Origin of the sequence: Klebsiella sp. AqSCr (assembly GCF_008452795.1) — a bacterium.
GTDB classification, from domain to species: domain Bacteria; phylum Pseudomonadota; class Gammaproteobacteria; order Enterobacterales; family Enterobacteriaceae; genus Klebsiella; species Klebsiella pneumoniae.
Genome location: NZ_MJDM01000005.1, coordinates 684,650 through 707,639, shown reverse-complemented (window position 1 = coordinate 707,639; position 22,990 = coordinate 684,650). Strand labels below are relative to the sequence as shown.

The following is a 22,990-nucleotide window of genomic DNA, read 5'->3' as shown; positions in this document are numbered from 1 at the left end:
ATGACCATGGCAATAATTCCTGCGCAGACCGGGCGCATATCGGGGATCTTCTGGCGCCGACCGGCGCTGGGCCTGTTTTTACTGCTGCTCGGGCCGCTGATGTGGTTTGGCATCGTCTATCTGGGATCGCTGCTGACCCTGCTGTGGCAGAGCATTTATACCTTTGACGACTTCACCATGTCGGTGACCAGCGACTTCACGCTGGCTAACCTGCGGGCGCTGTTCAACCCTGCCAACTACGACATTATTGTGCGGACCCTGGTGATGGCGCTGTGCGTCACGCTGGCCAGCGCGCTGCTGGCGCTGCCGATGGCCTGGTATATGGCGCGCTACACCAGCGGCAAAATGAAGGCCTTCTTTTATATCGCGGTCATGCTGCCAATGTGGGCCAGCTATATCGTCAAAGCCTATGCGTGGGTGCTGCTGCTGGCGAAAGATGGCGTGGCGCAGTGGTTCCTCGGTCATCTTGGACTGGAGGGGGCGCTGAACGCGCTGTTGAGCGTCCCGGCGGTTGGCGGCAATACCTTGTCCACCTCCGGCCTTGGACGCTTTCTGGTGTTCGTCTACATCTGGCTGCCGTTTATGATCCTGCCGGTGCAGGCGGCGCTGGAGCGTATTCCGGGATCGTTGCTACAGGCCTCGGCCGATCTCGGCGCGGCCCCGCGGCAGACCTTTCGCTACGTGGTGCTGCCGCTGGCCATTCCCGGCATCGCCGCTGGGTCGATCTTCACCTTTTCGCTGACGCTAGGCGACTTTATCGTGCCGCAGCTGGTGGGCCCGCCGGGATACTTTATCGGCAATATGGTTTACTCGCAGCAGGGGGCGATCGGCAATATGCCGATGGCGGCGGCGTTTACCCTGGTGCCTATCGTCTTGATTGCCCTCTATCTGGCGTTCGTGAAACGTCTGGGAGCCTTCGATGCACTCTGAACGCGCGCCCTGGTATCTGCGACTGGCGACCTGGGGCGGGGTGATATTCCTCCACTTTCCGCTGCTGATTATCGCCATCTATGCTTTTAATACGGAAGATGCAGCCTTTAGCTTTCCGCCGCAGGGGCTGACGCTGCGCTGGTTCAGCGAGGCGGCCGGGCGCAGCGACATTCTGCAGGCAGTGACACTGTCACTTAAGATCGCCGCCCTGTCGACCGCCATTGCCTTAGTGCTTGGCACGCTGGCTGCAGGAGCCCTGTGGCGCAGCGCCTTTTTTGGCAAAAATGCGGTGTCGCTACTGCTGCTGCTGCCTATCGCCCTGCCGGGGATCATTACCGGCCTGGCACTCCTGACGGCGTTCAAAGCGGTCGGCCTTGAGCCTGGCCTGCTGACGATCGTGGTGGGGCACGCGACCTTCTGCGTGGTGGTGGTGTTTAACAACGTCATCGCCCGTTTCCGCCGGACTTCGTGGAGTATGGTGGAAGCCTCGATGGATTTAGGCGCTACCGGTTGGCAGACCTTTCGTTACGTAGTGCTGCCCAATCTGGGGTCGGCGCTGCTGGCGGGGGGAATGCTGGCATTCGCTCTGTCGTTTGATGAAATTATCGTTACCACTTTTACCGCGGGGCATGAACGCACCTTGCCGCTGTGGTTGCTGAATCAGCTGGGGCGGCCGCGAGATGTGCCCGTCACCAACGTTGTCGCGCTGTTGGTGATGCTGGTAACGACGATACCAATCTTAGGGGCCTGGTGGCTCACCCGCGACGGCGATAACGACGCCGGAAACGGGAAATAAAACCATGAAACAGGATAATGCTATGCAACACAACCTATTGATAAACGGTAAGTTAGTGGCAGGTGAAGGCGAGAAGGTTCCGGTATATAACCCTGCAACCGGCGAAGTGATCCTGGAGATTGCCGAAGCGACAGCGGCCCAGGTCGATGCCGCCGTTGAGGCGGCGGACCGGGCATTCGATGCCTGGAGTCAGACGACGCCGAAGACGCGTGCGGAATGTCTCCTGAAGCTGGCGGACGCCATCTCGGCGCAGGCTGAAACCCTGGCGCAGCTGGAGTCGCTGAACTGCGGCAAGCCGCTGCACTGCGTGATTAATGATGAAATGCCGGCCATCGCCGACGTCTTCCGCTTCTTCGCCGGCGCCGCTCGCTGCCTGCCGGGGATGGCGGCCGGAGAGTATCTCGAAGGGCATACCTCAATGATCCGCCGCGATCCGGTGGGCGTGGTGGCCTCCATCGCGCCGTGGAACTATCCGCTGATGATGGCGGCCTGGAAGCTGGCCCCGGCGCTGGCGGCGGGCAACTGCGTAGTGATAAAACCCTCGGAGATCACCCCGCTGACGGCGCTGAAGCTGGCGGAGCTGGCAAAAGATATCTTCCCGGAGGGGGTTATCAACGTGCTGTTTGGCCGCGGTAAAACGGTGGGCGACCCCTTGACCGCCCACGTTAAAGTGCGAATGGTCTCCCTGACCGGATCGATTGCCACCGGGGCCCATATCATCGGCCATACCGCCTCGTCGATTAAACGCACCCACATGGAGCTGGGCGGTAAGGCGCCAGTGATCGTTTTTGACGATGCGGACATCGATGCGGTGGTGGATGGGGTGCGGACCTTCGGTTTTTACAACGCCGGCCAGGACTGCACGGCCGCCTGCCGGATCTACGCCCAGCAGGGTATCTATGACCAGCTGGTGGAGAAACTTGGGGCGGCGGTGGCCAGCCTGAAAATGGGGGCGCCGGAGGACGCTGCCACCGAACTGGGTCCGCTGAGCTCGCTGGCCCATCTTGAGCGCGTTAGCGCGGCGGTGGAAGCCGCAAGGGCGCTGCCGCACATTAAAGTGGTCACCGGCGGCAGTCGGGCTGACGGCGCGGGCTATTACTTCCAGCCGACGCTGCTCGCCGGCGCCCGGCAGGAAGACGCTATTGTCCAGCGCGAAGTGTTTGGTCCGGTAGTCAGCGTGACGCCTTTCAGCGATGAAGCGCAGGCCCTGAGCTGGGCGAACGACTCTCAGTATGGCCTGGCCTCCTCGGTATGGACGAAAGATGTCGGTCGCGCCCATCGTCTTAGCGCCAGGCTGCAGTACGGCTGCACCTGGGTCAATACCCACTTTATGCTGGTCAGCGAAATGCCGCACGGTGGCCAGAAGCTGTCAGGCTACGGCAAGGACATGTCGATGTATGGCCTTGAGGATTATACCGTGGTCCGCCATGTGATGGTTAAGCATAGCTAAAGGATTGACCATTTAGCGCCAGGCGACTATTGCGCGATGGGTGTGTTAGGCCGCTAATAGTCACAATGGCAAAAATTGTCAAAACTCAACCCAGGGGATATGAGATTATTCTGATGCCCCTTCAAGAGCTAAGCCATCATGAGTGCCGGAGATAAGCGCCGGATGGGGTCCGCCAGTCACCCTGGGCGCACAGCGCCCGGCGGGTGGGGCGGCAACATCGCGGTTCGCGACCGAATTGCGGCCCCTGTCTGTCGGCAGGGGCTTTTTTGTGCTCGCAGAAGAGCGAAGAGATGAGCCGGCCAGTCGCGCCGGGATAACGAGAATACCGCTTTAACTACTTTCAGCGCTTGGTTTTTTTGCTGGGCAGGCTGGCGCTGCGCCGGTCACGAATGTAGGAAATAAGATTATACACCGCCGCGACCAGCAGGATTAGCGCGATGACCAGCGTGATGATTCCGGACATATCCACCTCGAAATTCACAGCGCGAACTGCGCTAAAGCATTACCAATGGTTATGAATGTAAGTATTATCTGACGCGAAGGCAAATGATATTTGTTGTCATTTAGCGCTATTTCTGGCTCTTATCCGTGATGACGGAGATGAAGAGGTTATGTTACAACGGCTTGCCATCGCCATTTATCTTCTTACGATGACGGCCCGCGCGATATATTGCGCCTGTGGCGAAGGCGGCGATCCTTTTCCCCTTGCCGACGGCGAAATATTTTCCTTATTAGCGAAATTAACTCCCCTGAACAGAAAGTATTTCACGGCTAGAGATAAGCTTTTAATATTTACGGTTATCGCATGATATTTGTTCTGAATATTTTATAGCCCTGAGGCAGAGGCAAATACCGGATGCCGCCCGGTAGCGCGCCCCGGGTTTGACTTTCCGCCGCCGCTCATGCGATCATTTAGGGCATATTAGGTTTTGACGTTGATGTCGCTGTGAAAATTTTTGCTTTTATTCTGCTGGCTATCGGCGCTGTGGCGCTGAGCTATGGTAATGCCCCGGCGAAACGAATCCAAAGCTGTGAGAAGATGGGCGTAGGGCAGGCCGTCTGCGCCGCCGCCGAATGGGATAGTGAAAAACTCAATGTACTGCCGCGCTATAACCCCAGTCTTAATAAGGTAATAGCTGCCGCGCAGTTAGCCCCCGCCGCCCGACAGCAAGATAACAACTCTGTTGTTCGCGCGTAAAAAAGCAGCCTTCGTGGCTGCTTTTTTAGGTTTCGTTGCTGAATTAAATGATTAAAACCAGCCAAATCTTACGGACAGCAGGCTGATAAGCGCGAACGCGGCGCAGACATTAATCATAACGACGGTTTTACTGGAGACATCCATAGCGCCACCCTAATGAGGAAGTCCTAAAGGTATAGTACGGCGCCAGCGGTTGCGCTATCAGATTAAGACGAATCAGGCTTTATTCTGAATATTCAGCCCGTTTCTGATTTTGTTATACAGGTATCTCTGAATCACGACGTCATGGCAGATAATCATCCCACCATGGAACGCCCTCAGGGAAGGAAAAAGTAAGAATGACGTTATATCAAAAAATGTTGGTGTTTTACGCCATTATGGGCGTGATATGCGCCGTGATTAGCTGGTTTTTAACCAAAGAGAGCCGGATGATCCGCCTGCTGGCGGCCCTGCTGATCGGCGCCACCTGGCCGTTCAGCTTCCCGATGGCGCTGCTCGTCTCGCTGTTTTAACCCTCAGGCGCTAGACGGCAGAAAGGGGTAGCACAAAGGATAAGGTTACTGTATAAAAAAACAGTAACCTTATCATGGAGGCATACAGGTGAACGGTTTTTATTCGTCCGTCGCTGGCGCCACGCTGCGCTGGCACGATTTCCCGGGAGATGGCCTTCCGGTGGTGTTTATCCACGGCCTTGGCTGCGCGTCATCCTACGATTATCCCCGCATTGCCAGCGATCCCGCGCTCCGCGAACGGCGCAAAATACTCATCGATCTGCCGGGCTTCGGCTATAGCGATAAACCGCGCGTGTTTAGTTACAACATACATGAGCAGGCTTTAGTTTTGGAGCAGTTCCTCAGCCACCTGCGCCTGCAGCGCTTCGCGCTGTTCGGGCATAGCATGGGAGGGAGCATCGCCATCGAAGCGGCGGGGCTACTGGGCGAGCGGGTGACCACGCTGCTGGTCTCGGAACCCAATCTGTTCGCCGGCGGCGGCGAGTACAGCAGGCGCATTGCGGCGCAGTCAGAGTCAGCCTTTGTCGCTGACGGCTATGCCCGGCTGCTGGCGGAGGAGCGCTCGCCGTGGGCGGGTTGTTTACAAAACAGCGCCCCCTGGGCCGTCTGGCGGGCCGCCAGCAGCCTGATATGCGGCAGCGACACGCCCTGGTTTACCCAGCTATGCCAGCTGCGCTGCCAGAAAATGCTGATCGTCGGAGAGCGGTCGCTCCCTTATGCGGATAGCGACCTCGTTCAGGCACAAGGGATCCCGGTCGGCATCGTGCCCCATGCCGGACACTCGATGGCGTGGGAAAACCCGCAGGGGCTGGCGCAGCTTATCGCCAGCCATAGTTAAGAGGCGCTGGGCCTCAGAAGGGAAGCTCGCGGGGCTGGGTCTGGATCGTTATCCAGCGCAGCTCGGTGAATTCCGCGATCCCGGCCCGGCCGCCAAAGCGGCCATAGCCGGAGGCTTTGCAGCCGCCAAACGGCATTTGCGCCTCATCATGCACCGTTGGGCCATTGATATGGCAAATCCCGGTATGCAGACGTTGCGCTACGTTCCACGCTCTGGCGCTGTCGCGGCTGTAGACCGCAGCGGAAAGACCGTACTCACTGTCGTTGGCCACCGCCAGCGCCTCCTCTTCGCTATGAACGCGAATAATCGCTTTCACCGGACCGAAGGACTCTTCACGCCACAGCCGCATCTCGCGGGTCACGCCGTCCAGCAGGGTCGGGCTCATATGGGTATCGTTGGCTTTACCACCGGTCAGCAGGCGAGCGCCTTTCGCTAACGCATCGTCAATGAGCGCGTTGCAGCGGGCGATGGTGTTCATATCGACAACCGGGCCAGTGAGGGCGGCAGGCAGGGCGGCGGCGCGCCTGGCCAGCAGCGGGATAAACGCCTCCGCTACGGCATTGTCGACAATAATGCGCTCGGTGGACATGCAGATCTGCCCGGCGTTGGCGAAGGCGCCAAAAACAGCGCCCGCTGCCGCTTGCTCAATATCAGCATCGTCCAGCACCAGCAGGGGCGCTTTTCCACCGAGCTCGAGCACCGCTGGTTTCAGATACTGTCCGCAGGTGCGGGCGATAATGCGTCCCACCGGTGTGGAGCCGGTAAAGTTAACGCGCCGCACCGCCGGGTGGGCGATCAGCGATTCCACCAGCGCCGGCGCATCTTCAGGCGCACAGGTAAGATAGTTCACCACGCCCGGCGGGAAGCCCGCCGCGTCAAGGGCGTCGATAATCAGTCCCTGAGTGGCGGGGGAAAGTTCGGCGCCTTTAAGGATCACCGTGTTGCCACAGGCCAGCGGCGTCGCCAGGGCCCGGGTGGCCAGAATCAGCGGCGCGTTCCACGGCGCCATGCCCAGCACCACTCCCGCCCCCTGGCGGACGCCCATCGCCAGGTTACCCGGCACGTTGGACGGAATTATTTGCCCTTCAATCTGGGTGGTCAGCGCCGCCGCTTCACGCAGAATATCTGCCGCCAGATGAACGTTAAATCCGGCCCAGTGCGCGGTCGCGCCGGTCTCCGCCGCCATGGCGGCGATAAATTTCGCCTCCCGCAACAGCATCTGTTCCGCCGCCTCGAGCAGTAAGCGACGTCGTTCCGCCGGCGCAGTATCGCGCCACAGCGGAAAGGCGCAGGCCGCGGCTTCGACGCAGCGTTTGCCGTCGGCGAGGCTGGCGGCAGCGGCCACCGAGGCTGCCTCATCGTGGGCCGGGTGGCGTCGGGTAAAGGTGCGGCGGCCTTCGGCATCGTGCCACTGGCCGTTAATGTACAGATTGCAGGTGATTGTCATGGTGGAAACCTCTTGTTCTGCGGTTCCCCCAGTGTACCGGGCGGCACTGACGGGAAGCGTGAGCCGGGCGGTTATCGCACATTTTTTTGCAGGAATTTTGTGTGGCTCACATCATCCCGAAGCCCTCTGGCGTAAAAAGCAGCGCAACGTCGATTAAACCAGCAAATTCCACGCGTTTTGCATAAGGTGATAGCCATTGATTATTTGCCGCCGTCAGGCGGCTGTGCTGTTATTACTGTTCTTATAATCAATAATCAGGACTTATAACCATGTCTACAGGGAAAACCACGCTGGCGCTGCTGCTGAGCGCACTGCTGCCGGCCGGCGCCGCCTGGGCCGCAGGCAATGACACTCTGGTCTACTGCTCAGAAGCCTCTCCGGAGTCCTTCAATCCGCAGATCGCCAGCTCCGGTCCGTCGTTCGTCGCCAGCTCGCAGGTACTGTATAACCGTCTGGTGAGCTTTGACCCGGTGAAAAATACGCCGATCCCGTCGCTGGCCACCGAGTGGCACGTCTCTGAGGATGGCAAAACCTGGACCTTTACTCTGCGTCAGGGGGTGAAGTTCAACAGCAACAAATTCTTCAAACCGACCCGCGATTTTAACGCCGACGACGTCCTGTTCTCCGTGCTGCGCCAGATGGATCCTCAGCATCCTTATCACAAGGTGTCGCAGGGGAACTATGAATACTTCCACGACGTGGGCCTCGATAAGCTGATTAAATCGGTGAAAAAGGTGGATGATTACCATGTCCAGTTCGAGCTAAACGAGCCGAACGCGGCGTTTCTTGCCGACTGGGGCATGGACTTCGCCTCTATTCTGTCGGCAGAGTATGGTGAGGCGATGCTGAAGAAAGGAACGCCGGAAAACGTTGATAACTGGCCTGTCGGTACCGGGCCGTATGCGCTGCAGCAGTATAAAGTGGATTCGCAAATCCGCTATATTGCCAATCCCCACTATTGGGAAGGCGAGGTACCGACCAAGCACCTGATCTTCTCCATTACGCCGAACGTCGAGACTCGTCTGGCGAAACTGCAGACCAACGAGTGCCAGATTATTCCCGCGCCGTCGCCGGTACAGTTCCCGGTGATTAAGGGCAATAAAGATCTGGCGCTGCATGCGGTTGAGGCGCTGAACGTCGGCTATCTGGCGTTTAACACCGAGAAAAAACCGTTTGATAATGTGCTGGTGCGCCAGGCGTTAAACTACGCTACCGACAAGCAGGCGATCGTCAAGGCGGTATTCCTCGATTCCGGCAGCGTGGCGAAATCACCGATCCCGTCGACGATGCTCGGGTATAAGAAAGATCTCCCGGACTATGACTACGATCCGCAGAAAGCCAAAGCGCTGCTCAAGCAGGCGGGTCTGGAGCAAGGCGCGGAAGTGACCCTGTGGTCAATGCCGGTCCAGCGCCCCTACAACCCAAACTCAAAACGCATTGCCGAAATGATCCAAAACGACTGGGCGAAAGTGGGGGTGAAAGCCAAAATTGTCAGCTATGAATGGGGCGAATACCTTGCCGGTATGCGTAAAGGGGAGCACGACAGCGCCCTGTATGGCTGGATGTCGGACAACGGCGATCCGGACAACTTTGCTGGCACATTGCTCAGCTGTGATAATATCCAGACCGGCTCCAACGCCGCCCGCTGGTGTGATAAATCCTATGACGCGCTGGTAAAGAAAGCGCTGTTGGTGAGCGATCCGCAGGCGCGGGCCAAACTCTACGAACAGGCGCAGGAGATTTTTTATCAGCAGGCGCCATGGATCACCCTGGCGACCGGGAAAACCTTCTATGCGACGCGCAGCAACGTCAGCGGCTACACCGTCAGCATGATGGGGAGCGATTTTTCCAAAGCGAAGCTGAATTAAGCGAAAGGAGAACAGGATGGCACATCTGGATGAGGTTATCGTCAAAGTCGATGACACCCTGGCCGAGGGCGTTATCGCGCATATGAATGAGCTGCTAATCGCCCTGAGTGATGATGCGCAACTCAGTCGTGAGGAACGCTATATCCAACAGCAGCGTCTGCGCACCGCCATCGCCCATCATGGGCGACAGCATCAGGAAGAGCAGGACGCGCGCCGCGAGCAGTTGACCAAAGGCGGCGCGATCCTCTGAAGATGCGCTCAGAACTGGCGTCTGGCCACCAGCCAGGCGCCCACCACCAGCATCACCGCCCCGCATAACGGTCCGATCAGCGCCCGCACCGGCACGCCGTGGGCGCGAACTAAATCCATGATCAACCCGCCCACCAGCTGGCTGGCCACCAGTACCGCAATGGTCGTCGCCGCGCCAACGTTTTGATAACCGCTGATGCTGGCGAAGACGAAAAAGGACCCCAGCAGGCCGGGGATCAGCGTCCACCACTTCACGCTCAGGGCCAGCTCCTGAAAGCCGGCGACGCCCTGGCGCAGCAGTAACATCGTCACGAAGATAACGATCCCGACCAGCGAATTGAGCAGCATAGCGATAAGGATCGTCGACGCCGACTGGGTGATGCGCACCATCAGAGTGTTCTGCACCACCAGGCCAACGCCGGCGGCGATCAGGCAGGCGAGAGTGAGCGACGCGTTCATGCTTTGCCGTCCGGGTCCTGACGCGCATCCAGCTGCAGCTGCATAAAGGTCAAATCCAGCCAGCGGCCAAATTTGGTGCCCACCTGCGGCATCTGCCCGGTGGTGATAAAGCCCAGCGTTTCATGCAGATGCAGCGAAGCGTGATTCTGCGACTCGATGCCGGCGACCATCACATGTTTATTCAGCCGTCGCGCTTCGGCGATCAAGGCGACCAGCAGCTTGCGGCCCAGCCCTTTCCCCTGATGTTCGGGATGAACGTACACCGAATGCTCCACGGTATGGCGAAAGCCGTCAAACGCCCGCCAGTCGCCAAACGAGGAATAACCGGTAATGACGCCGTCTTCCTCGCTCACCAGTACCGGAAATCCAGCCAGCTGGCGGGCTTCAAACCAGGCGATGCGGTTGTCGGTATCCACAGTTTTATCATTCCAGATGGCGGCGGTATGGACGACGGCATGGTTATAGATCTCGGCGATCGCCGCGCAGTCGTCTTTAATGGCAGGACGAATGGACATAGCAAACCTCAATTTTTCGTACACTATAGTAGTACAATATTATTACAATAATGAACGCCACGCTGTCATCCGTTTTCAGCATAATTTTAACGGCTAACCCGGGAATAACGCGTCTCGGTGGATGGTTGTGTAATGGGGGGGCGCACACTATAGTGTTACGTTATGAATACTATAGAAGACAACCTCAATCAGCGCATCAGCGCGCGCATCCGCATCGAGCGCGAGTCCCGCGGCTGGTCGCTGAACGACCTCGCCGAACGGGCCGGCGCCTCGCGGGCGATGATCCATAAAATCGAGCGCGGCGAAAGCAGCCCGACCGCCTCGATGCTGGGCCGCCTTTCCGGCGCCTTCGGCATCAGTATGTCGACCCTGATCGCCCGCGCGGAAATGCAGGAGGGCAAGCTGCTGCGCTTTGCCAGCCAGCCGGTATGGCGCGACCCGCAAAGCCACTATCTCCGCCGCCACGTTTCGCCGCGCAGCGATTTGCCGATCGATCTGGTGCAGATTGAGCTGCCGCCCGGTAGCGATGTGCCGATGCCCGCCGCGTCCTATGCGCTTGCCCGCCAGCTAATCTGGCTGCAACAGGGCGAGCTGGTGTTTGTCGAAGGCAATACCCGCCATGAGATGCAGGCGGGGGATTGTCTGGAGCTTGGCCCGCCCAACGATTGTCGCTTTATTAATGAATCCGCAGAGACCTGCGTCTATCTGGTGGTTCGCCTTAATCAATCGCCATCCGGCTCTTAATGTTAAAGCATAATACGCATAAAGCAGCTAGCCTCAGTACAGTCTGCTAACAAGAGGAGTTTGCTATGACAGATCAACCGCAACGCCATCGCCGCTGGGTGCTGGCTTCCCGTCCCCATGGTGAACCGACGGCAGAGAATTTCCGCCTGGAAGAGAGCGAAGTGCCGACGCCAGGCCCGGGTCAAGTGCTGCTGCGTACCGTTTATTTATCGCTCGACCCGTATATGCGCGGGCGCATGAGCGACGCGCCGTCCTATTCGCCGCCGGTGGCCATTGGCGCGGTGATGGTGGGAGGGACCGTGAGTCGCGTGGTCAGCTCAAATCATGCCGATTATCAACCCGGCGACTGGGTGCTGGGCTACAGCGGCTGGCAGGATTATGAACTCTCCGACGGCAGCGGACTGGTGAAGCTGGGTGACAATCCGCAACACCCGTCCTGGTCGCTGGGAGTTCTGGGGATGCCCGGCTTCACCGCCTACATGGGTTTGCTGGACATCGGCCAGCCAAAGGCGGGCGAAACGCTGGTGGTCGCCGCGGCGACCGGGCCGGTTGGCGCCACGGTTGGACAGATCGGCAAAATTAAGGGCTGCCGCACCGTCGGCATCGCTGGCGGCGCGGAAAAATGCCGCTATGCGGTTGAGACGTTAGGCTTTGATCTCTGCCTTGACCATCGTGCGGATGATTTTGCCGAACAGCTGGCCCAGGCCTGCCCGCAGGGTATTGACGTTTATTATGAAAACGTCGGCGGCAAGGTTTTTGACGCGGTGCTGCCGCTGTTGAATACCGCAGCGCGGGTACCCGTCTGCGGGCTGGTGAGCGGCTATAACGCCACCGGGCTGCCGGACGGGCCAGATCGTCTGCCGCTGCTGATGGCGACCATCCTCAAAAAGCGCATCCGGATGCAGGGCTTTATTATCGGCCAGGATTACGGGCATCGGATCGCCGAATTCCAGCAGCAGATGGGGCGCTGGGTGCAGGAGGGGAAAATTAAATATCGCGAACAGCTGATCGACGGTCTGGACCAGGCGCCGCAGGCGCTGATCGGCCTGTTAAAAGGTGAGAACTTCGGTAAGGTAGTGATCCGCGTCGCGGCGGACGACTAGCCTGGCGGGCTTCGACTTAACAGGCCCCTTTCCCGCCAGGGAAAAGGGGCCTGGCATAGAGGTCAGGCGTAGAAGGCTAACCGCTGGGCGAGCAGATCCACAAAGGCTTCGCGGTCCACATCCAGCATCAGGGTCGTATTGGGCCGATTGCCGGTCAGATGGTAGTAATCGACCACCGTCATCCCCTGGGTATATTTGCCTTCCGTTTCTACGCCAACCCAGCGTTCGATCGTGGTAAAGATCTCCGGCTTGAGGAGCCAGGCGATGGTGCAGGGATCGTGCAGCGGCGCGCCGTCGAAGCCCCACTTTTCATCTTTGTGGTAGGCCATAAAGAAGTCGAGCAGCTCGGCGACGATGGTCGACACCGGGTTGCCAATCTGGCGGAATCGCTCGATATCGGCGGGAAGGATTTGCGCCTTATGGGTGACGTCAAGGCCCGCCATCACCACCGGGATCCCGGACTGAAAGACCATTTCCGCGGCCTGCGGATCAACGTAAATATTAAACTCCGCCGCCGGCTGCCAGTTGCCCAGCCCCATGGCGCCCCCCATGATCACGATGCGGGCGATCTTCGCGTGCAGCTCCGGATGGCTGGCGAGCAGCAACGCCACGTTAGTCTGCGGTCCGGTGGCCACCAGAGTCACCGGCTCCTGGCTTTCCCGCAGCACGCTGGCCATCAGCTCGACGGCGGTGCAATTCTGCGGCGCAAAGGCCGGCTCAGGCAGGCTCGGGCCATCCAGTCCGCTCTCGCCGTGCACGTTATCGGCGATGATCAGATCGCGCATCAACGGCTTCCACGCGCCGCCGGCAACCGAAATGTCCGGCCGGTTCAGCAGCGTCAACATACGCAGCACGTTGCGCAGGGTCTTCTCCGGGGTCTGGTTGCCTGCAGAAGCGGTGACGGCTTTCACCTCCAGCTCCGGCGAGGCGAGGGCGAGGACCAGGGCGATCGCGTCATCATGTCCCGGATCGCAATCAATCATAATCGGCAGTGCCATAGCAGCTCCTTGTTGGCGATGTTCTGTGACCAGACTAACGCTGCGAGTCGAGGCAGACGAGATGGTGTGCAGAATAGTGTGATGGAGACCACGATTGCTGCGAGGTAACGCGTATCGTTACGCGACCGTCCGTAAACATGGTGCCTCGTTTTGCGGTGGCGCAAGTTGGCGCCCGGCGCGGCGCGATATAATAGAAAAATTGCTAATCCTTACGGATATTAATGGTTTGCTTTTCGGCGGGCGGGTTCTTATCCTTAAGAAAACTCAAGAGGTTATTACGATGAAAGATGTAGTAGATAAATGCAGCACCAAAGGCTGCGCCATTGATGTCGGGACGATCATTGATAACGAGGACTGCGTCTACCGGGCCGAGAAGGTGTTCCCAAGCCGCGAAGAAGCGGAATCCACCGTAGCCGCCGTGCGCGAACGTGCTGCCGCCGCAGCGCCGGCCAGTGAACCGCCGCAGGTCGATTACACCATCGTCGCCGCTGGCGACGTGGTGAAACTCGACCTCTCCATCGCCTTCTCCTGCCAGGCAGAAAAGATCATTTTCGAGTTATCCTTGCGAAATCTGCTTTAATTCGCGCCCGTAGCGGAAGCGCGATGCTCTGGCGGGCAGGCGCCTTCCGCTGATGCAGCATGCTGCCCGCCCGGCGACCTGAGCCGGGTGAGCGCGGTTAGTCTTGAAAGACGACGTTTCCGCCAACCATAGTCATCACCACGCGGCTGGCGCCAATCTCCTCATGGGCTACGGCGAAGATATCGCGGTCCAGCACCTGAAAATCAGCGACTTTGCCGACCTCTATCGATCCGCGTACCGCTTCTTTCCCTTCCTGATAGGCCGCATTGATGGTGTACATCCGCACGCCGTCCGCCACGCTAATTGCCAGCTCCGGGCGAATAACCTTGCCGCTGGAAGATGATTTGCGGGTGACCGCTGCCTGAACCATTTTGCGCCAGTTCACCAGCGCCATGATGCCATCTGACCCGCCGGCGACGATGACCCCAAGGTCGATGATATCCCGTAGCCCTTTGCAGATTTCCCCCTTGATGCCACAGTAGCGGGCGCGCTGTTCATAGTCATATGCCGGGCCGCCGGGTGAGGGTTGTTCGGAAAGCAGAATGCCGTATTTTGCCGCCGTCACGAAATCTTGCCGATCGCCCATGGAGCCGTGCAGCACATAATGCCGTCGGCTCTCCCCCGGATAGCGCTGAATCGCCTGCACGAAGCTGTTAATCGTGACTTTTACCGCCTTATCGCCGACCGCATGGACTGCCACCTGAAAACCGCGCTGGTGAGCCAGCAGAATCATCTGCTGTAGCGCCTCAACTTGTGCTTCCTCGGTCGCCTCGGGGCCACCAAACACCGAGCGTCCGCGATATCCCGGCCGGTCGGCGTAATCCTGATTCATCCACGCCGTGTGCGACGTGGGTACGCCATCGCAGAACAGCTTTATGGTCCGGCAATCCAGCCAGTCCCGGTCGGTGAACAGAGAGAAATCAAAGCTATCCAGATCGCGCTTCAGGGTGGCGCAGGACTGAACGCCCCGCTCGGCGGAGTAAAAGGCGATGGATACCCGGGCGGTGAGTTTTCCTTCATCCTGCAGTTCACGGTAGGCGGCGATGGCGCGATCCCCCGCAGCGCCCACCTCGCGCGTGTTTTCCCCCGGACCCATGGCGCCTTCCGTGTAGCTGGCATACCCTTCGCTGTTCATCAGGCGCTGGGCTGCCAGAAGGTTCTCTTTGAGGGCCGCTACGGTCAGACGGGGCATCGTGCCGGATGCGAGATGCAGGGCGGGCAGGTCGATGAAATTGCCGTCCAGTTCGCCACTGGCCGTTCGCCCCAGATGTCCGCCGAGGGGATCAGGGGTGCTGGCGTCAAGACCGGAGAGGGCCAGCGCCCGGCTGTTGACGATGCAGGAGTGACCGTCCCACAGGGCGAGCAGGGTGGGATGATCGGCCGTGACGTCGTCAATATCCCAGCGCGTCAGAGAGCGCTGCTCGGCCGCGCACTCCTTGATTGCGTTTGGATCCAGACCGCAGACACGAATCCATGCCCCGGCGGGAGTGCGGGCTGCCTGGTCGCGCAGTCTTTCCCGCAGTACTGCCAGGGAACGCACGTCCTGGCAGTTCAGGCAATGCCAGCTGTCAGCGAGCCAGCCGATATGGATATGTGAGTCATGCGCGGCGGGTAAAATGAGTTTGCCGCCAAGGTCAATGACCTGCGTCTGGGGACCAATATGCTGCTGAATCTCCTGGTCTTCACCAACGTTAATAATCCATCCCTGCTTCACGGCGATGGCGCGCTTAAAACTAAAATGTGCGTCCACCGTGGCGACCTTGCCGTTAATCAATACGCAGTCCGCATAAACGACATTATCCATTTATCCCTCCCTGGCTGATAAAAGTGCCGATCAATATAAATAGTAACCATGGTGATTATGTGGCGACTATCTGACTACGAAGGGGGTGGAGTGTCAAGCGCGGGTCGTTGGCGGGTGTCCGCCTGGCGGTGGAATAGACGGTAAGGAAAAGCGCTTCGCCCGCCGATCGCGAGAGGCATCGGCGGGGAAGGGGCGTGTTATTCGAAGCGCCAGGCGAGGTTCAGGCCGATGCCGTAGTTACGTCCCGGGGCAGGCTCGTAGTAACGCCCGTTAGACTCGTTAACGATGACAGACCCGACGTACTCCCGGTCGAACAGGTTGTCGATGCGACCGAACAGATCCATATCCATCCTGCCGTAGCTCCATTTATAGCCGGTCGTCAGGCCAACCACCGTCCAGGAGGGCGCTTTGGCGGTGTTTTCGTCATTGGCCATGATATCGCTCATATAGCGAATATCGCTCCCGGCGTACCAACCTTGCTCCGGCTGATAGCCAAAGGAGGCGTAGCCCATATTGCGCGCGATCCCCGGAATGCGATTGCCATTGCAGCTGGCGTCGTCGCAGACGTTAGTGCGATAGGTCGCGTCCAGCCAGGTCCAGGCCGCCTTCAGACGCCAGCTCTCGCCAAACTGCTGATCCAGCCCCAGCTCCATCCCCTGACGGCGGGTCTTGCCGGCGTTTTTATAACTGGTGCGCCCGCCGCTGCTGCTGTCGACCACAATCTCATTATCGGTATTGGTCTGGAACAGGGCGGCGGTGAACAGCCCATTGCCGATCCGCGTCTTGCTGCCGATCTCCACCGTGTCGTTGGTGGAGGGTTTCAGGCCGAAGTTGAGGCCGCTCTGGTTATCGGAGCGGTAGGAGAGTTCGTTAATGGTTGGCGTCTCGAAGCCGCGGCCGGCGGAAAGATAGACGTTCCACGCGTCGGTCAGGGCATATTTCAGCGAGCCCGCGGGCAGCCATTTGTGATAGCTGGCATCACCGCTGTCATCGCCATTGCCTGGGGTGATGTAGTAGTCGTTCGAGTCGAACCATACCGAGCTGTAGCGAACCCCGGCATCGAGCGAGAGTTTGTCAGTGAGCTGCCACTGGGTCTGCAGGTAGGGGTCGACGTTCCACATCAGGTTGCGTTCGTTACGGCGCAGCGCGCCCTGTTCGCCATACTGCGGCGCGCCGTTGACCATCACAAAGTTTTCATACCCTTTGCGCCGCTCGCTCATGTTCTCGTAGTCGAGACCGGCGGTGAGCGTGACGGGCACCAGCAGCTCTCCGCGATGGGTCAGCCGGGTATCAATCCCCTGGTAGTGACGGGTAAGGTCGATCACCCCGCCGGCATGGCTCGGCTTCAGCTGCGGCGCGCGCGGGATCGACTGGAACTGAGTGGTTTCACGTTCTCCAGCGTACATCATAACGCTGAGATCGTCCTGGGCACTGAGCTGGCGCTCATAGCGCAGGCCGGCCTGGGTCTGTCGGGTATTCTTGCGGGTATTATACTGGTCGCCGCGCGGCGACTGGCGCGGGTTATCGCGCCATTCATCGGCGGTCAGGCCACCGGCGTCATTGGCTTTGATATCCACGCTATTCAGCAGCAGAGTCAGCTTACTGACGTCGTTGATGCGCACCCCCAGCCGGGCGTTCGCCAGATTTTTGCGCGCGCCGCTGTGATCGCGATAGCCATGGGTGGTGAAGCGATTGGTTGAGACCGTGTAATCCACATCGCCTGCGTGGCTGCCGTCGCCAACGGCGCCAGTGGCTTTCATCCCGTAGTGCCAGGTGCCGAAGCTGCCATAGTAGCTGCTGGCTTCCACGGTGGGCGGCTGGGTGCCGGTCTGGCTGGTGACGTTGATCACCCCGCCGGACGAGTTACCGTACAGGGCAGAGAAGGGGCCGCGCAGCACCTCAATGGTGTCAACGCTGCCGATATCAATATTTGAGGTCTGCCCCTGGCCGTCGGGCATGGTGGCCGGAATGCCATCCACATAGATGCGCAGTCCGCGCACGCCATAGGTTGAGCGCGAGCCAAAGCCGCGAATCGACAGCTGCAGATCCTGGGCATAGTTTTGCCGGTTCTGCACCTGCAGGCCCGGCACGGCGCCCAGCGATTCAGAGAGATTGACGCGCGGCGCGGCCTGGCGCATCTCATCCCCATTCACCACGCTGACGGCGGCGGGGGTATCCAGTTCAGAAACCGTGGTTGGCGCGGCGGTCACCACCATGGTTTGTTCATCAGCGGCCTGGGCTGCGGCAATGAGCGGCAAGAGCAGGGCCGGGAGGGCGGCGTGACGCACGGACAGGATTTTCATCGATAATACTCAAAACGAACCAAATGGAACATATGTATATATGTTACCTCGTTTGTAAAATATTTGAAAATTATTAACTGCTACTGGTTAACGGATAGTGCTCGCCAGGCATGAATTTACCGCACAACAACAATTAGCGCTCCACTTTGAGATAAATAATGATTACTATTCGCATTCAAAAATAAGGGTAAAGCCAGGACTTTACCGCCGGAAGCGATGTCGGGTCAGCACATACTGGTTTATCAAAGGGAGTCGTCATGTCATTACGTCATTTTGCCGCGCCGCGTCTGCGCCATTCACTGCTCGTCACTTCTCTGCTGCTGGCAGGCAGCTTTAGCGCCCACGCCGCGGAAGAGATGCTGCGCAAGGCCGTCGGAAAAGGGGCCTACGAAATGGCCTACAGCCAGCAGGAGAATGCGCTGTGGGTCGCCACATCACAGAGTCGTTCGCTGGACAAAGGCGGGGTGGTTTACCGTCTTGACCCCACCACCCTCGACGTGACGCAGATTATTCACAACGATCTGAAGCCGTTCGGCGCCACTATCAACCATGCCACCGGCACGCTGTGGTTTGGCAATACCGTCGACAGCACTGTCACCGCTATTGACGCCAAAACCGGCGCCGTGAAGGGGCGCCTGGTGCTGGACGAGCGTCAGCGCAGCGAAACCGTGCGTCCGCTGCAGCCGCGCGAGCTGGCGGTCAATGAGCAGACCAACACGGTCTACATTACCGGTCTGGGCAAAGAGAGCGTGATTTGGGTGGTAGATGGCGCAACCCTGAAGCTGAAAACGACCATTACCGGCACCGGGGCAATGGCGACGGGTCTGGCGATCGATCCGCAGGCTAAGCGTCTGTATACCACCAACGCCGATGGCGAACTGCTGACCATCGACAGCGAGAGCAACACGATTGCGTCGCGCAAAAAATTGCAGGATGACGGCAAAGCGCATTTCTATCTTAACCTGAGTCTCGATACCGCCGGCCATCGTGCCTTTATTACCGACAGCAAGCAGCCGGAAGTGCTGGTGGTCGATACCCGCGACGGCAAGGTGCTGGAGAAAATCGCCGCGCCGGAGTCGCTGGCGGTGCTGTTTAACCCGGCGCGCAACGAAGCCTATGTGACGCATCGTAAGGCCGGGGAAGTCAGCGTTATCGACGGCAAGAGCTACAAGGTGGTGAAGACCTTTAAAACGCCGACTCACCCCAACAGCCTGGCGCTCTCCGAGGACGGAAAAACGCTGTACGTTAGCGTGAAACAGGCTTCCAGCCGTGAGAAAGAAGCCACCGCGCCGGACGATGTGATCCGCATCGCCCTGTAAGACCTCAGCGCGACGAAACCGGAAAACGGTGGTCGCGCTCCGCATGCCGCCGGGCCAGGCCCGGCGACTCACCCTCTGTTACAAACGCCTATTGGCCTGACAAACCAGATGGTTATACACTTAACCCTTTCCCGCCACGTGCGGGCAGTGGTAATCAGTGGAGATAAAATGAAAAAGCCATTCATGGTGATTTGCGCCGGCGCGATGCTGGCGCTGCTGGCAGGTTGTTCGTCAAACTACGTTATGACCACGAAGAGCGGTCAAACTATCGTTACCCACGGCAAGCCGCAGCTGGATAAAGAAACGGGGATGACCAGCTATATCGATGAGTCAGGTAATAAGCGGGAAATTAACAGCAGCGATGTGTCGCAGCTGGTTGAAGATAATTAAGTTCTGACCTCCCGGTTTGCCCGCGATGGACAAACCGGGAGTCCTGCCAGTTACTTCCTCAGCGTCGGCGCCGTGCTGTGAATCTCATGCACGCGTTTACGCACACCAAACCAGCCAGCCACCAGCAATACCGCCAGCAGCGGAATTGATCCTATGGTGTAGGTACCGTTCGGATAATCGAAGGCCATCAGCACCAGCACGCTGAACAGGAACAGCAGCGTCAGCCAGGAGGTGAACGGCGCCCCCGGCATTCTGAAGCTGACCTTTGCCGCTTTCCCTTCCTTGATCGCTTTGCGCAGACGCATCTGACACACCACGATAAAGCCCCAGGAGGCAATGATCCCCAGCGAGGCGACGTTGAGTACGATCTCAAATACCTGAGATGGCACCAGATAGTTGAGGAAAACCCCGACTACATATACCCCCAGCGTCGCCAGGATCCCGGCGTAAGGGACGTGGTGACGGCTCATCTTCGACATAAACTTCGGCGCGGAGCCTCCCATCGACATCGAGCGCAGAATACGCCCGGTACTGTAGAGACCCGAGTTAAGGCTGGAGAGGGCCGCGGTTAACACCACGATGTTCATCACGCTGCCGATATATGGCACGCCCAGCTTTGAGAAGAAGGTAACGAACGGGCTCTGTCCGGCCTGGTAGGCGTTCCACGGCAGAAGCAGCACCAGCAACACCACCGAACCGACATAGAACAGACCGATACGCCAGATCACGCTGTTGATGGCCTTCGGCACCATTGTCTCCGGATCCTTACACTCTCCGGCCGCGGTCCCCACCAGCTCGATGGAGGCGAAGGCGAAGACCACCCCCTGCACCAGCACCAGCGCCGGCAGGAGGCCGTGCGGGAAGAAGCCGCCGTTATCGGTGATCAGATGGAAGCCGGTGGCATTGCCGTCCAGCGGCTTACCGGAGCCGAGGAAAATGGTGCCGACCACGAGAAAGGCGACGATCGCCAGCACCTTAACCAGCGCGAACCAGAACTCCATTTCGGCGAACCACTTCACGCCGATCATATTCATGGTGCCGACGATAGCCAGCGCGCCGAGGGCGAAGACCCACTGCGGCACATCGCCAAACGCGCCCCAGTAGTGCATATACAGCGCCACGGCGGTGATATCGACAATCCCGGTCATCGCCCAGTTAACGAAGTACATCCAGCCGGCCACGTAAGCGGCTTTTTCACCGAGGAACTCCCTTGCATAAGAGACGAAGCTGCCGCTCGAGGGGCGGTGGAGGACCAGTTCGCCGAGGGCGCGAAGAATAAAGAAGGAGAAGATGCCGCAGACCAGATAGACCAGGGCGAGCGCTGGCCCTGCCATTTGTAAACGTGCCCCGGCGCCGAGGAACAAACCGGTACCGATAGCGCCGCCGATGGCGATCATCTGTACCTGACGGTTGCCCATCGCTTTGTGATAACCCGCTTCATGTGAGTTAAGCCAGTGGCGTTTTGCAGCATGATGCTCCGCTGCATTTTCGTGTTTCGTATTCATTGATGTATCAGTTTCCTGTCAATGCCCATGTTTGCAGCCGGAATGGAGGACGGCTGGCACATTATGCTGGCTTTCTCATCATTCTGACGTAGGAGATAAGCTCAGACATGGCGCTGAATCCTACACGTAACCTAATAGTTACGCACCTAAAACATTTACCGAGAGCATTTGACAGATTTATCAATGAGATCAGCGTCGCAGAGTTTCCAGTAACAGCGTGAAAGCGCTGGTATGCTGGCGCCGGCTGGGGTAATAGAGATGGTAGCCGGGGAAGGCGGGGGTCCACTCCGCCAGCACCCGCACCAGCCGGCCGCTGGCTAAGGCCTCCGCCACGCAGTCATCCGGCACGTAGGCCAGCCCGAGGCCCGCCTCCGCCGCGTCGATGCGCTGCGGCAGGCTGTTGAGGATCAGCTGTCCCTCCACCCGCACCTGAATCTCCCGGCCATCGCGGGCAAATTCCCAGGCGTAAAGTCCCCCTCGTGTCGGCAGGCGCAGATTGATACAGCGATGTTGGGCAAGATCCCAGGGCGTTTGCGGCGTACCGGCCCGCTGCAGATAGGCCGGCGAACCCACCACCGCCATCCGCATATCCGGGGCGATGCGCACGGCAATCATGTCTTTTGCCACCTGTTCGCCGAGACGCACCCCGGCGTCGAAGCGGTCACCCACGATATCCGTGAGCCCATTATCAACAGTGATTTCGATGTTAATATCAGGATATTGCAGCATAAATGGCTTTAGCGCCGGCCAGAGTACCGCGCTGGCGGCATGCTCCCCGGCGGTAATGCGCAGGTTGCCCGCCGGGCGTTCTCGGGTGTCGCGCAATGCAGCCAGGGCCTGCTCGATCTCTTCCAGATGCGGACCGAGGCGCTGAATCAGTCGCTCGCCCGCTTCGGTCGGCACCACGCTGCGGGTGGTGCGGGTCAACAGCCGGACATCGAGCCGCGTTTCGAGATGGCGCATGGCATGGCTGAGCGCCGACTGCGACACGCCAAGCTGGGCCGCCGCGCGGGTAAAGCTGCGTTCACGCGCCACCACCATAAAGGAGAGCAGATCGTTTACGTTCTCTTTTAGCATAATCTTTCCGGATTGATGAATACTGCTCACAGGTACGCAGAGTGTATGCCCGGCCTGAGGATTGTGCCAGCCTGATGGCCGGACGCAGTGGAGCAGAATGGTTATGGCGGATGATTTATTCCTCTGTGCAGGGCAGGTATTGTAGTAGGCCCAAAAAACGCCAGCGCCAGGTGAACCGACATTCGCTGGCGCGGCATGACCGGGGGGACGGCAGCCTGAAAGATGATTCAAGAGTATCGCCAGGCAGAGTCTGGTAACCGGGGAGAAACAGAGATGAATATCAACGTGGTCGGCACCAGCGGCTCAGGCAAATCCACTTTGGCCCGGCGCCTGGCGCACAGGCTGGAATTACCCTGGATCGAGCTCGATCGCCTGTACTGGCGGCCGAACTGGCAGGGCGCGCCGGATGAGGCATTTTTCGCCGCCATTGCCGCCGCGACGGCCACGCCGGGCTGGGTGCTGGATGGCAATTACAATCGCAGCCGCAGCGTTAAATGGCGTGCGGTGGATTTGGTGATCTGGGTAGATTATGGTTTCTGGCGCACGCTGCGCCAGGCGGTATGGCGGGCGGCGAGCCGGGCGTGGCGACATCAGGAGCTGTGGCCGGGCACGGGCAACTGCGAGAGTTTTCGCCGTTCGTTCTGCAGCCGGGAATCCATCATCCTCTGGACGCTGAAAACCTGGCGGCAGCATCGCCGACGCTATCTGGCCGATATGCAGGATCCGCAATATCGTCATATTCGCTTCGTCCGGGTGCGCAATCCGCGGCAGGCCGAGGCGCTGCTCCGCGAGCTGGAAGCGCAGCGTTCAGCCGGGCATATCTAATTTTCAGCAGTACACATGTGAATTAATTGTTTCTCAATAGTTAGCAGAGATTTTAATAATGCAGGCACGTACTTTCATAT

General features: G+C 59.0%; 25 protein-coding genes and 1 pseudogene. 16 read left to right on the top strand and 10 right to left on the bottom strand.

Translation table 11 applies throughout. The features are described from left to right. From BHE81_RS07320 to patD, 3 genes are read left to right on the top strand one after another with little or no spacing between them, the layout of a single operon-like run. The gene (locus BHE81_RS07320; RefSeq protein WP_004189770.1) at positions 1 to 930 is read left to right on the top strand and encodes an ABC transporter permease; all 930 of its coding nucleotides are present in this window, start codon (positions 1 to 3) and stop codon (positions 928 to 930) included. Then, the gene (locus BHE81_RS07315) at positions 920 to 1,726 is read left to right on the top strand and encodes an ABC transporter permease (RefSeq protein ID WP_004143773.1); all 807 of its coding nucleotides are present in this window, start codon (positions 920 to 922) and stop codon (positions 1,724 to 1,726) included. The genes BHE81_RS07320 and BHE81_RS07315 overlap by 11 nt, the downstream gene beginning before the upstream one ends. A gap of 22 nt (positions 1,727 to 1,748) precedes the next feature. After that, entirely contained in the window at positions 1,749 to 3,176 is a 1,428-nt protein-coding gene (patD, locus tag BHE81_RS07310) for an aminobutyraldehyde dehydrogenase (protein ID WP_004175939.1), read from the top strand. Positions 3,177 to 3,516: 340 nt separating this feature from the next. Here patD and BHE81_RS07305 read toward each other — a convergent pair whose 3' ends face one another. After that, positions 3,517 to 3,639, bottom strand: a complete 123-nt coding sequence (locus BHE81_RS07305) for a small membrane protein (protein WP_004175940.1) — start codon at positions 3,637 to 3,639, stop codon at positions 3,517 to 3,519. A 148-nt stretch (positions 3,640 to 3,787) separates the two neighbouring features. Here BHE81_RS07305 and BHE81_RS07300 point away from each other — a divergent pair, with 148 nt between their 5' ends. Beyond that, entirely contained in the window at positions 3,788 to 3,985 is a 198-nt protein-coding gene (locus BHE81_RS07300; RefSeq protein ID WP_004189776.1) for a hypothetical protein, read from the top strand. Positions 3,986 to 4,122: 137 nt separating this feature from the next. Then, on the top strand, positions 4,123 to 4,374 hold the full coding sequence (locus BHE81_RS07295) for a hypothetical protein (protein ID WP_024622665.1): 252 nt from the start codon (positions 4,123 to 4,125) through the stop codon (positions 4,372 to 4,374). Between the two features lie 51 nt (positions 4,375 to 4,425). Here the strand turns inward: BHE81_RS07295 and yncL are convergent, their stop codons facing one another. After that, positions 4,426 to 4,518 (bottom strand): stress response membrane protein YncL, encoded by a 93-nt coding sequence (gene yncL, locus BHE81_RS07290; RefSeq protein ID WP_002906891.1) that lies wholly within the window; start codon positions 4,516 to 4,518, stop codon positions 4,426 to 4,428. Positions 4,519 to 4,712: 194 nt separating this feature from the next. Here yncL and BHE81_RS07285 point away from each other — a divergent pair, with 194 nt between their 5' ends. Both BHE81_RS07285 and BHE81_RS07280 read left to right on the top strand, forming a co-directional pair. After that, positions 4,713 to 4,886, top strand: a complete 174-nt coding sequence (locus BHE81_RS07285) for a GhoT/OrtT family toxin (protein WP_002906888.1) — start codon at positions 4,713 to 4,715, stop codon at positions 4,884 to 4,886. Positions 4,887 to 4,974: 88 nt separating this feature from the next. Further along, positions 4,975 to 5,724 carry an alpha/beta fold hydrolase gene (locus tag BHE81_RS07280; protein ID WP_004891556.1) on the top strand — a complete coding sequence of 250 codons (750 nt, stop codon included), beginning with the start codon at positions 4,975 to 4,977 and terminating at the stop codon, positions 5,722 to 5,724. Between the two features lie 13 nt (positions 5,725 to 5,737). Here BHE81_RS07280 and BHE81_RS07275 read toward each other — a convergent pair whose 3' ends face one another. After that, on the bottom strand, positions 5,738 to 7,171 hold the full coding sequence (locus tag BHE81_RS07275; RefSeq protein WP_004200088.1) for an aldehyde dehydrogenase: 1,434 nt from the start codon (positions 7,169 to 7,171) through the stop codon (positions 5,738 to 5,740). 269 nt (positions 7,172 to 7,440) lie between these two features. Between BHE81_RS07275 and BHE81_RS07270 the strand changes: the two genes are divergently transcribed. Both BHE81_RS07270 and BHE81_RS07265 read left to right on the top strand, forming a co-directional pair. Continuing rightward, positions 7,441 to 9,039 carry an ABC transporter substrate-binding protein gene (locus BHE81_RS07270; RefSeq protein ID WP_002906804.1) on the top strand — a complete coding sequence of 533 codons (1,599 nt, stop codon included), beginning with the start codon at positions 7,441 to 7,443 and terminating at the stop codon, positions 9,037 to 9,039. A gap of 16 nt (positions 9,040 to 9,055) precedes the next feature. Further along, positions 9,056 to 9,289: a YdcY family protein gene (locus BHE81_RS07265; RefSeq protein WP_002906801.1), complete on the top strand. Its 234-nt coding sequence runs from the start codon at positions 9,056 to 9,058 to the stop codon at positions 9,287 to 9,289. A gap of 8 nt (positions 9,290 to 9,297) precedes the next feature. Here the strand turns inward: BHE81_RS07265 and BHE81_RS07260 are convergent, their stop codons facing one another. Further along, positions 9,298 to 9,747: a DMT family transporter gene (locus tag BHE81_RS07260; RefSeq protein WP_004180135.1), complete on the bottom strand. Its 450-nt coding sequence runs from the start codon at positions 9,745 to 9,747 to the stop codon at positions 9,298 to 9,300. Then, positions 9,744 to 10,262, bottom strand: a complete 519-nt coding sequence (locus tag BHE81_RS07255; RefSeq protein WP_002906796.1) for a GNAT family N-acetyltransferase — start codon at positions 10,260 to 10,262, stop codon at positions 9,744 to 9,746. Before BHE81_RS07255 ends, BHE81_RS07260 begins: the two co-directional genes overlap by 4 nt. 162 nt (positions 10,263 to 10,424) lie before the next feature. Here BHE81_RS07255 and BHE81_RS07250 point away from each other — a divergent pair, with 162 nt between their 5' ends. Both BHE81_RS07250 and BHE81_RS07245 read left to right on the top strand, forming a co-directional pair. After that, positions 10,425 to 11,006: a helix-turn-helix domain-containing protein gene (locus tag BHE81_RS07250; protein ID WP_002906794.1), complete on the top strand. Its 582-nt coding sequence runs from the start codon at positions 10,425 to 10,427 to the stop codon at positions 11,004 to 11,006. Between the two features lie 65 nt (positions 11,007 to 11,071). Further along, the gene (locus tag BHE81_RS07245) at positions 11,072 to 12,109 is read left to right on the top strand and encodes an NADP-dependent oxidoreductase (RefSeq protein WP_002906792.1); all 1,038 of its coding nucleotides are present in this window, start codon (positions 11,072 to 11,074) and stop codon (positions 12,107 to 12,109) included. A 62-nt stretch (positions 12,110 to 12,171) separates the two neighbouring features. Here the strand turns inward: BHE81_RS07245 and rihA are convergent, their stop codons facing one another. Then, positions 12,172 to 13,107 carry a pyrimidine-specific ribonucleoside hydrolase RihA gene (rihA, locus tag BHE81_RS07240; RefSeq protein ID WP_023301878.1) on the bottom strand — a complete coding sequence of 312 codons (936 nt, stop codon included), beginning with the start codon at positions 13,105 to 13,107 and terminating at the stop codon, positions 12,172 to 12,174. Here rihA and BHE81_RS28650 point away from each other — a divergent pair. Both BHE81_RS28650 and BHE81_RS07235 read left to right on the top strand, forming a co-directional pair. Next, positions 13,069 to 13,298 (top strand): annotated as a pseudogene (locus BHE81_RS28650) (hypothetical protein). The gene rihA and the pseudogene BHE81_RS28650 sit on opposite strands and share 39 nt — an antisense overlap. 89 nt (positions 13,299 to 13,387) lie before the next feature. Continuing rightward, positions 13,388 to 13,687 carry a DUF406 domain-containing protein gene (locus BHE81_RS07235; protein WP_023301879.1) on the top strand — a complete coding sequence of 100 codons (300 nt, stop codon included), beginning with the start codon at positions 13,388 to 13,390 and terminating at the stop codon, positions 13,685 to 13,687. A 97-nt stretch (positions 13,688 to 13,784) separates the two neighbouring features. On the opposite strand, the gene BHE81_RS07230 is transcribed toward BHE81_RS07235, so the two are convergent. Together BHE81_RS07230 and pqqU are read right to left on the bottom strand one after the other, a co-directional pair. Beyond that, complete coding sequence (locus BHE81_RS07230) at positions 13,785 to 15,491, bottom strand: amidohydrolase (RefSeq protein ID WP_023301880.1); 1,707 nt, start codon at positions 15,489 to 15,491, stop codon at positions 13,785 to 13,787. Between the two features lie 197 nt (positions 15,492 to 15,688). Further along, positions 15,689 to 17,794, bottom strand: a complete 2,106-nt coding sequence (pqqU, locus tag BHE81_RS07225) for a TonB-dependent receptor PqqU (protein WP_002906783.1) — start codon at positions 17,792 to 17,794, stop codon at positions 15,689 to 15,691. A 257-nt stretch (positions 17,795 to 18,051) separates the two neighbouring features. Here pqqU and BHE81_RS07220 point away from each other — a divergent pair, with 257 nt between their 5' ends. Next, entirely contained in the window at positions 18,052 to 19,113 is a 1,062-nt protein-coding gene (locus BHE81_RS07220; protein ID WP_002906780.1) for a YncE family protein, read from the top strand. Positions 19,114 to 19,281: 168 nt separating this feature from the next. Then, on the top strand, positions 19,282 to 19,503 hold the full coding sequence (locus BHE81_RS07215) for a YgdI/YgdR family lipoprotein (protein WP_002906779.1): 222 nt from the start codon (positions 19,282 to 19,284) through the stop codon (positions 19,501 to 19,503). A 50-nt stretch (positions 19,504 to 19,553) separates the two neighbouring features. Here BHE81_RS07215 and ansP read toward each other — a convergent pair whose 3' ends face one another. Then, entirely contained in the window at positions 19,554 to 21,008 is a 1,455-nt protein-coding gene (gene ansP, locus BHE81_RS07210; RefSeq protein ID WP_002906778.1) for an L-asparagine permease, read from the bottom strand. A gap of 189 nt (positions 21,009 to 21,197) precedes the next feature. After that, entirely contained in the window at positions 21,198 to 22,085 is an 888-nt protein-coding gene (locus tag BHE81_RS07205) for a LysR family transcriptional regulator (RefSeq protein ID WP_002906776.1), read from the bottom strand. A 273-nt stretch (positions 22,086 to 22,358) separates the two neighbouring features. On the opposite strand from BHE81_RS07205, the gene BHE81_RS07200 reads away from it, so the two are divergent. Then, positions 22,359 to 22,910 (top strand): adenylate kinase, encoded by a 552-nt coding sequence (locus BHE81_RS07200; protein WP_004180132.1) that lies wholly within the window; start codon positions 22,359 to 22,361, stop codon positions 22,908 to 22,910. Positions 22,911 to 22,990: the final 80 nt, after the last annotated feature.

Excerpts from the sequence above, each read along its gene's own strand:
- BHE81_RS07320 (WP_004189770.1), top strand. The coding sequence starts at position 1 with ATGACCATGGCAATAATTCCTGCGCAGACCGGGCGCATATCGGGGATC.
- BHE81_RS07315 (WP_004143773.1), top strand. The coding sequence starts at position 920 with ATGCACTCTGAACGCGCGCCCTGGTATCTGCGACTGGCGACCTGGGGC.
- patD (WP_004175939.1), top strand. The coding sequence starts at position 1,749 with ATGCAACACAACCTATTGATAAACGGTAAGTTAGTGGCAGGTGAAGGC.
- BHE81_RS07305 (WP_004175940.1), bottom strand. The coding sequence starts at position 3,639 with ATGTCCGGAATCATCACGCTGGTCATCGCGCTAATCCTGCTGGTCGCG.
- BHE81_RS07300 (WP_004189776.1), top strand. The coding sequence starts at position 3,788 with ATGTTACAACGGCTTGCCATCGCCATTTATCTTCTTACGATGACGGCC.
- yncL (WP_002906891.1), bottom strand. The coding sequence starts at position 4,518 with ATGGATGTCTCCAGTAAAACCGTCGTTATGATTAATGTCTGCGCCGCG.
- BHE81_RS07285 (WP_002906888.1), top strand. The coding sequence starts at position 4,713 with ATGACGTTATATCAAAAAATGTTGGTGTTTTACGCCATTATGGGCGTG.
- BHE81_RS07275 (WP_004200088.1), bottom strand. The coding sequence starts at position 7,171 with ATGACAATCACCTGCAATCTGTACATTAACGGCCAGTGGCACGATGCC.
- BHE81_RS07270 (WP_002906804.1), top strand. The coding sequence starts at position 7,441 with ATGTCTACAGGGAAAACCACGCTGGCGCTGCTGCTGAGCGCACTGCTG.
- BHE81_RS07265 (WP_002906801.1), top strand. The coding sequence starts at position 9,056 with ATGGCACATCTGGATGAGGTTATCGTCAAAGTCGATGACACCCTGGCC.
- BHE81_RS07260 (WP_004180135.1), bottom strand. The coding sequence starts at position 9,747 with ATGAACGCGTCGCTCACTCTCGCCTGCCTGATCGCCGCCGGCGTTGGC.
- BHE81_RS07255 (WP_002906796.1), bottom strand. The coding sequence starts at position 10,262 with ATGTCCATTCGTCCTGCCATTAAAGACGACTGCGCGGCGATCGCCGAG.
- BHE81_RS07250 (WP_002906794.1), top strand. The coding sequence starts at position 10,425 with ATGAATACTATAGAAGACAACCTCAATCAGCGCATCAGCGCGCGCATC.
- BHE81_RS07245 (WP_002906792.1), top strand. The coding sequence starts at position 11,072 with ATGACAGATCAACCGCAACGCCATCGCCGCTGGGTGCTGGCTTCCCGT.
- rihA (WP_023301878.1), bottom strand. The coding sequence starts at position 13,107 with ATGGCACTGCCGATTATGATTGATTGCGATCCGGGACATGATGACGCG.
- BHE81_RS07235 (WP_023301879.1), top strand. The coding sequence starts at position 13,388 with ATGAAAGATGTAGTAGATAAATGCAGCACCAAAGGCTGCGCCATTGAT.
- BHE81_RS07230 (WP_023301880.1), bottom strand. The coding sequence starts at position 15,491 with ATGGATAATGTCGTTTATGCGGACTGCGTATTGATTAACGGCAAGGTC.
- pqqU (WP_002906783.1), bottom strand. The coding sequence starts at position 17,794 with ATGAAAATCCTGTCCGTGCGTCACGCCGCCCTCCCGGCCCTGCTCTTG.
- BHE81_RS07220 (WP_002906780.1), top strand. The coding sequence starts at position 18,052 with ATGTCATTACGTCATTTTGCCGCGCCGCGTCTGCGCCATTCACTGCTC.
- BHE81_RS07215 (WP_002906779.1), top strand. The coding sequence starts at position 19,282 with ATGAAAAAGCCATTCATGGTGATTTGCGCCGGCGCGATGCTGGCGCTG.
- ansP (WP_002906778.1), bottom strand. The coding sequence starts at position 21,008 with ATGAATACGAAACACGAAAATGCAGCGGAGCATCATGCTGCAAAACGC.
- BHE81_RS07205 (WP_002906776.1), bottom strand. The coding sequence starts at position 22,085 with ATGCTAAAAGAGAACGTAAACGATCTGCTCTCCTTTATGGTGGTGGCG.
- BHE81_RS07200 (WP_004180132.1), top strand. The coding sequence starts at position 22,359 with ATGAATATCAACGTGGTCGGCACCAGCGGCTCAGGCAAATCCACTTTG.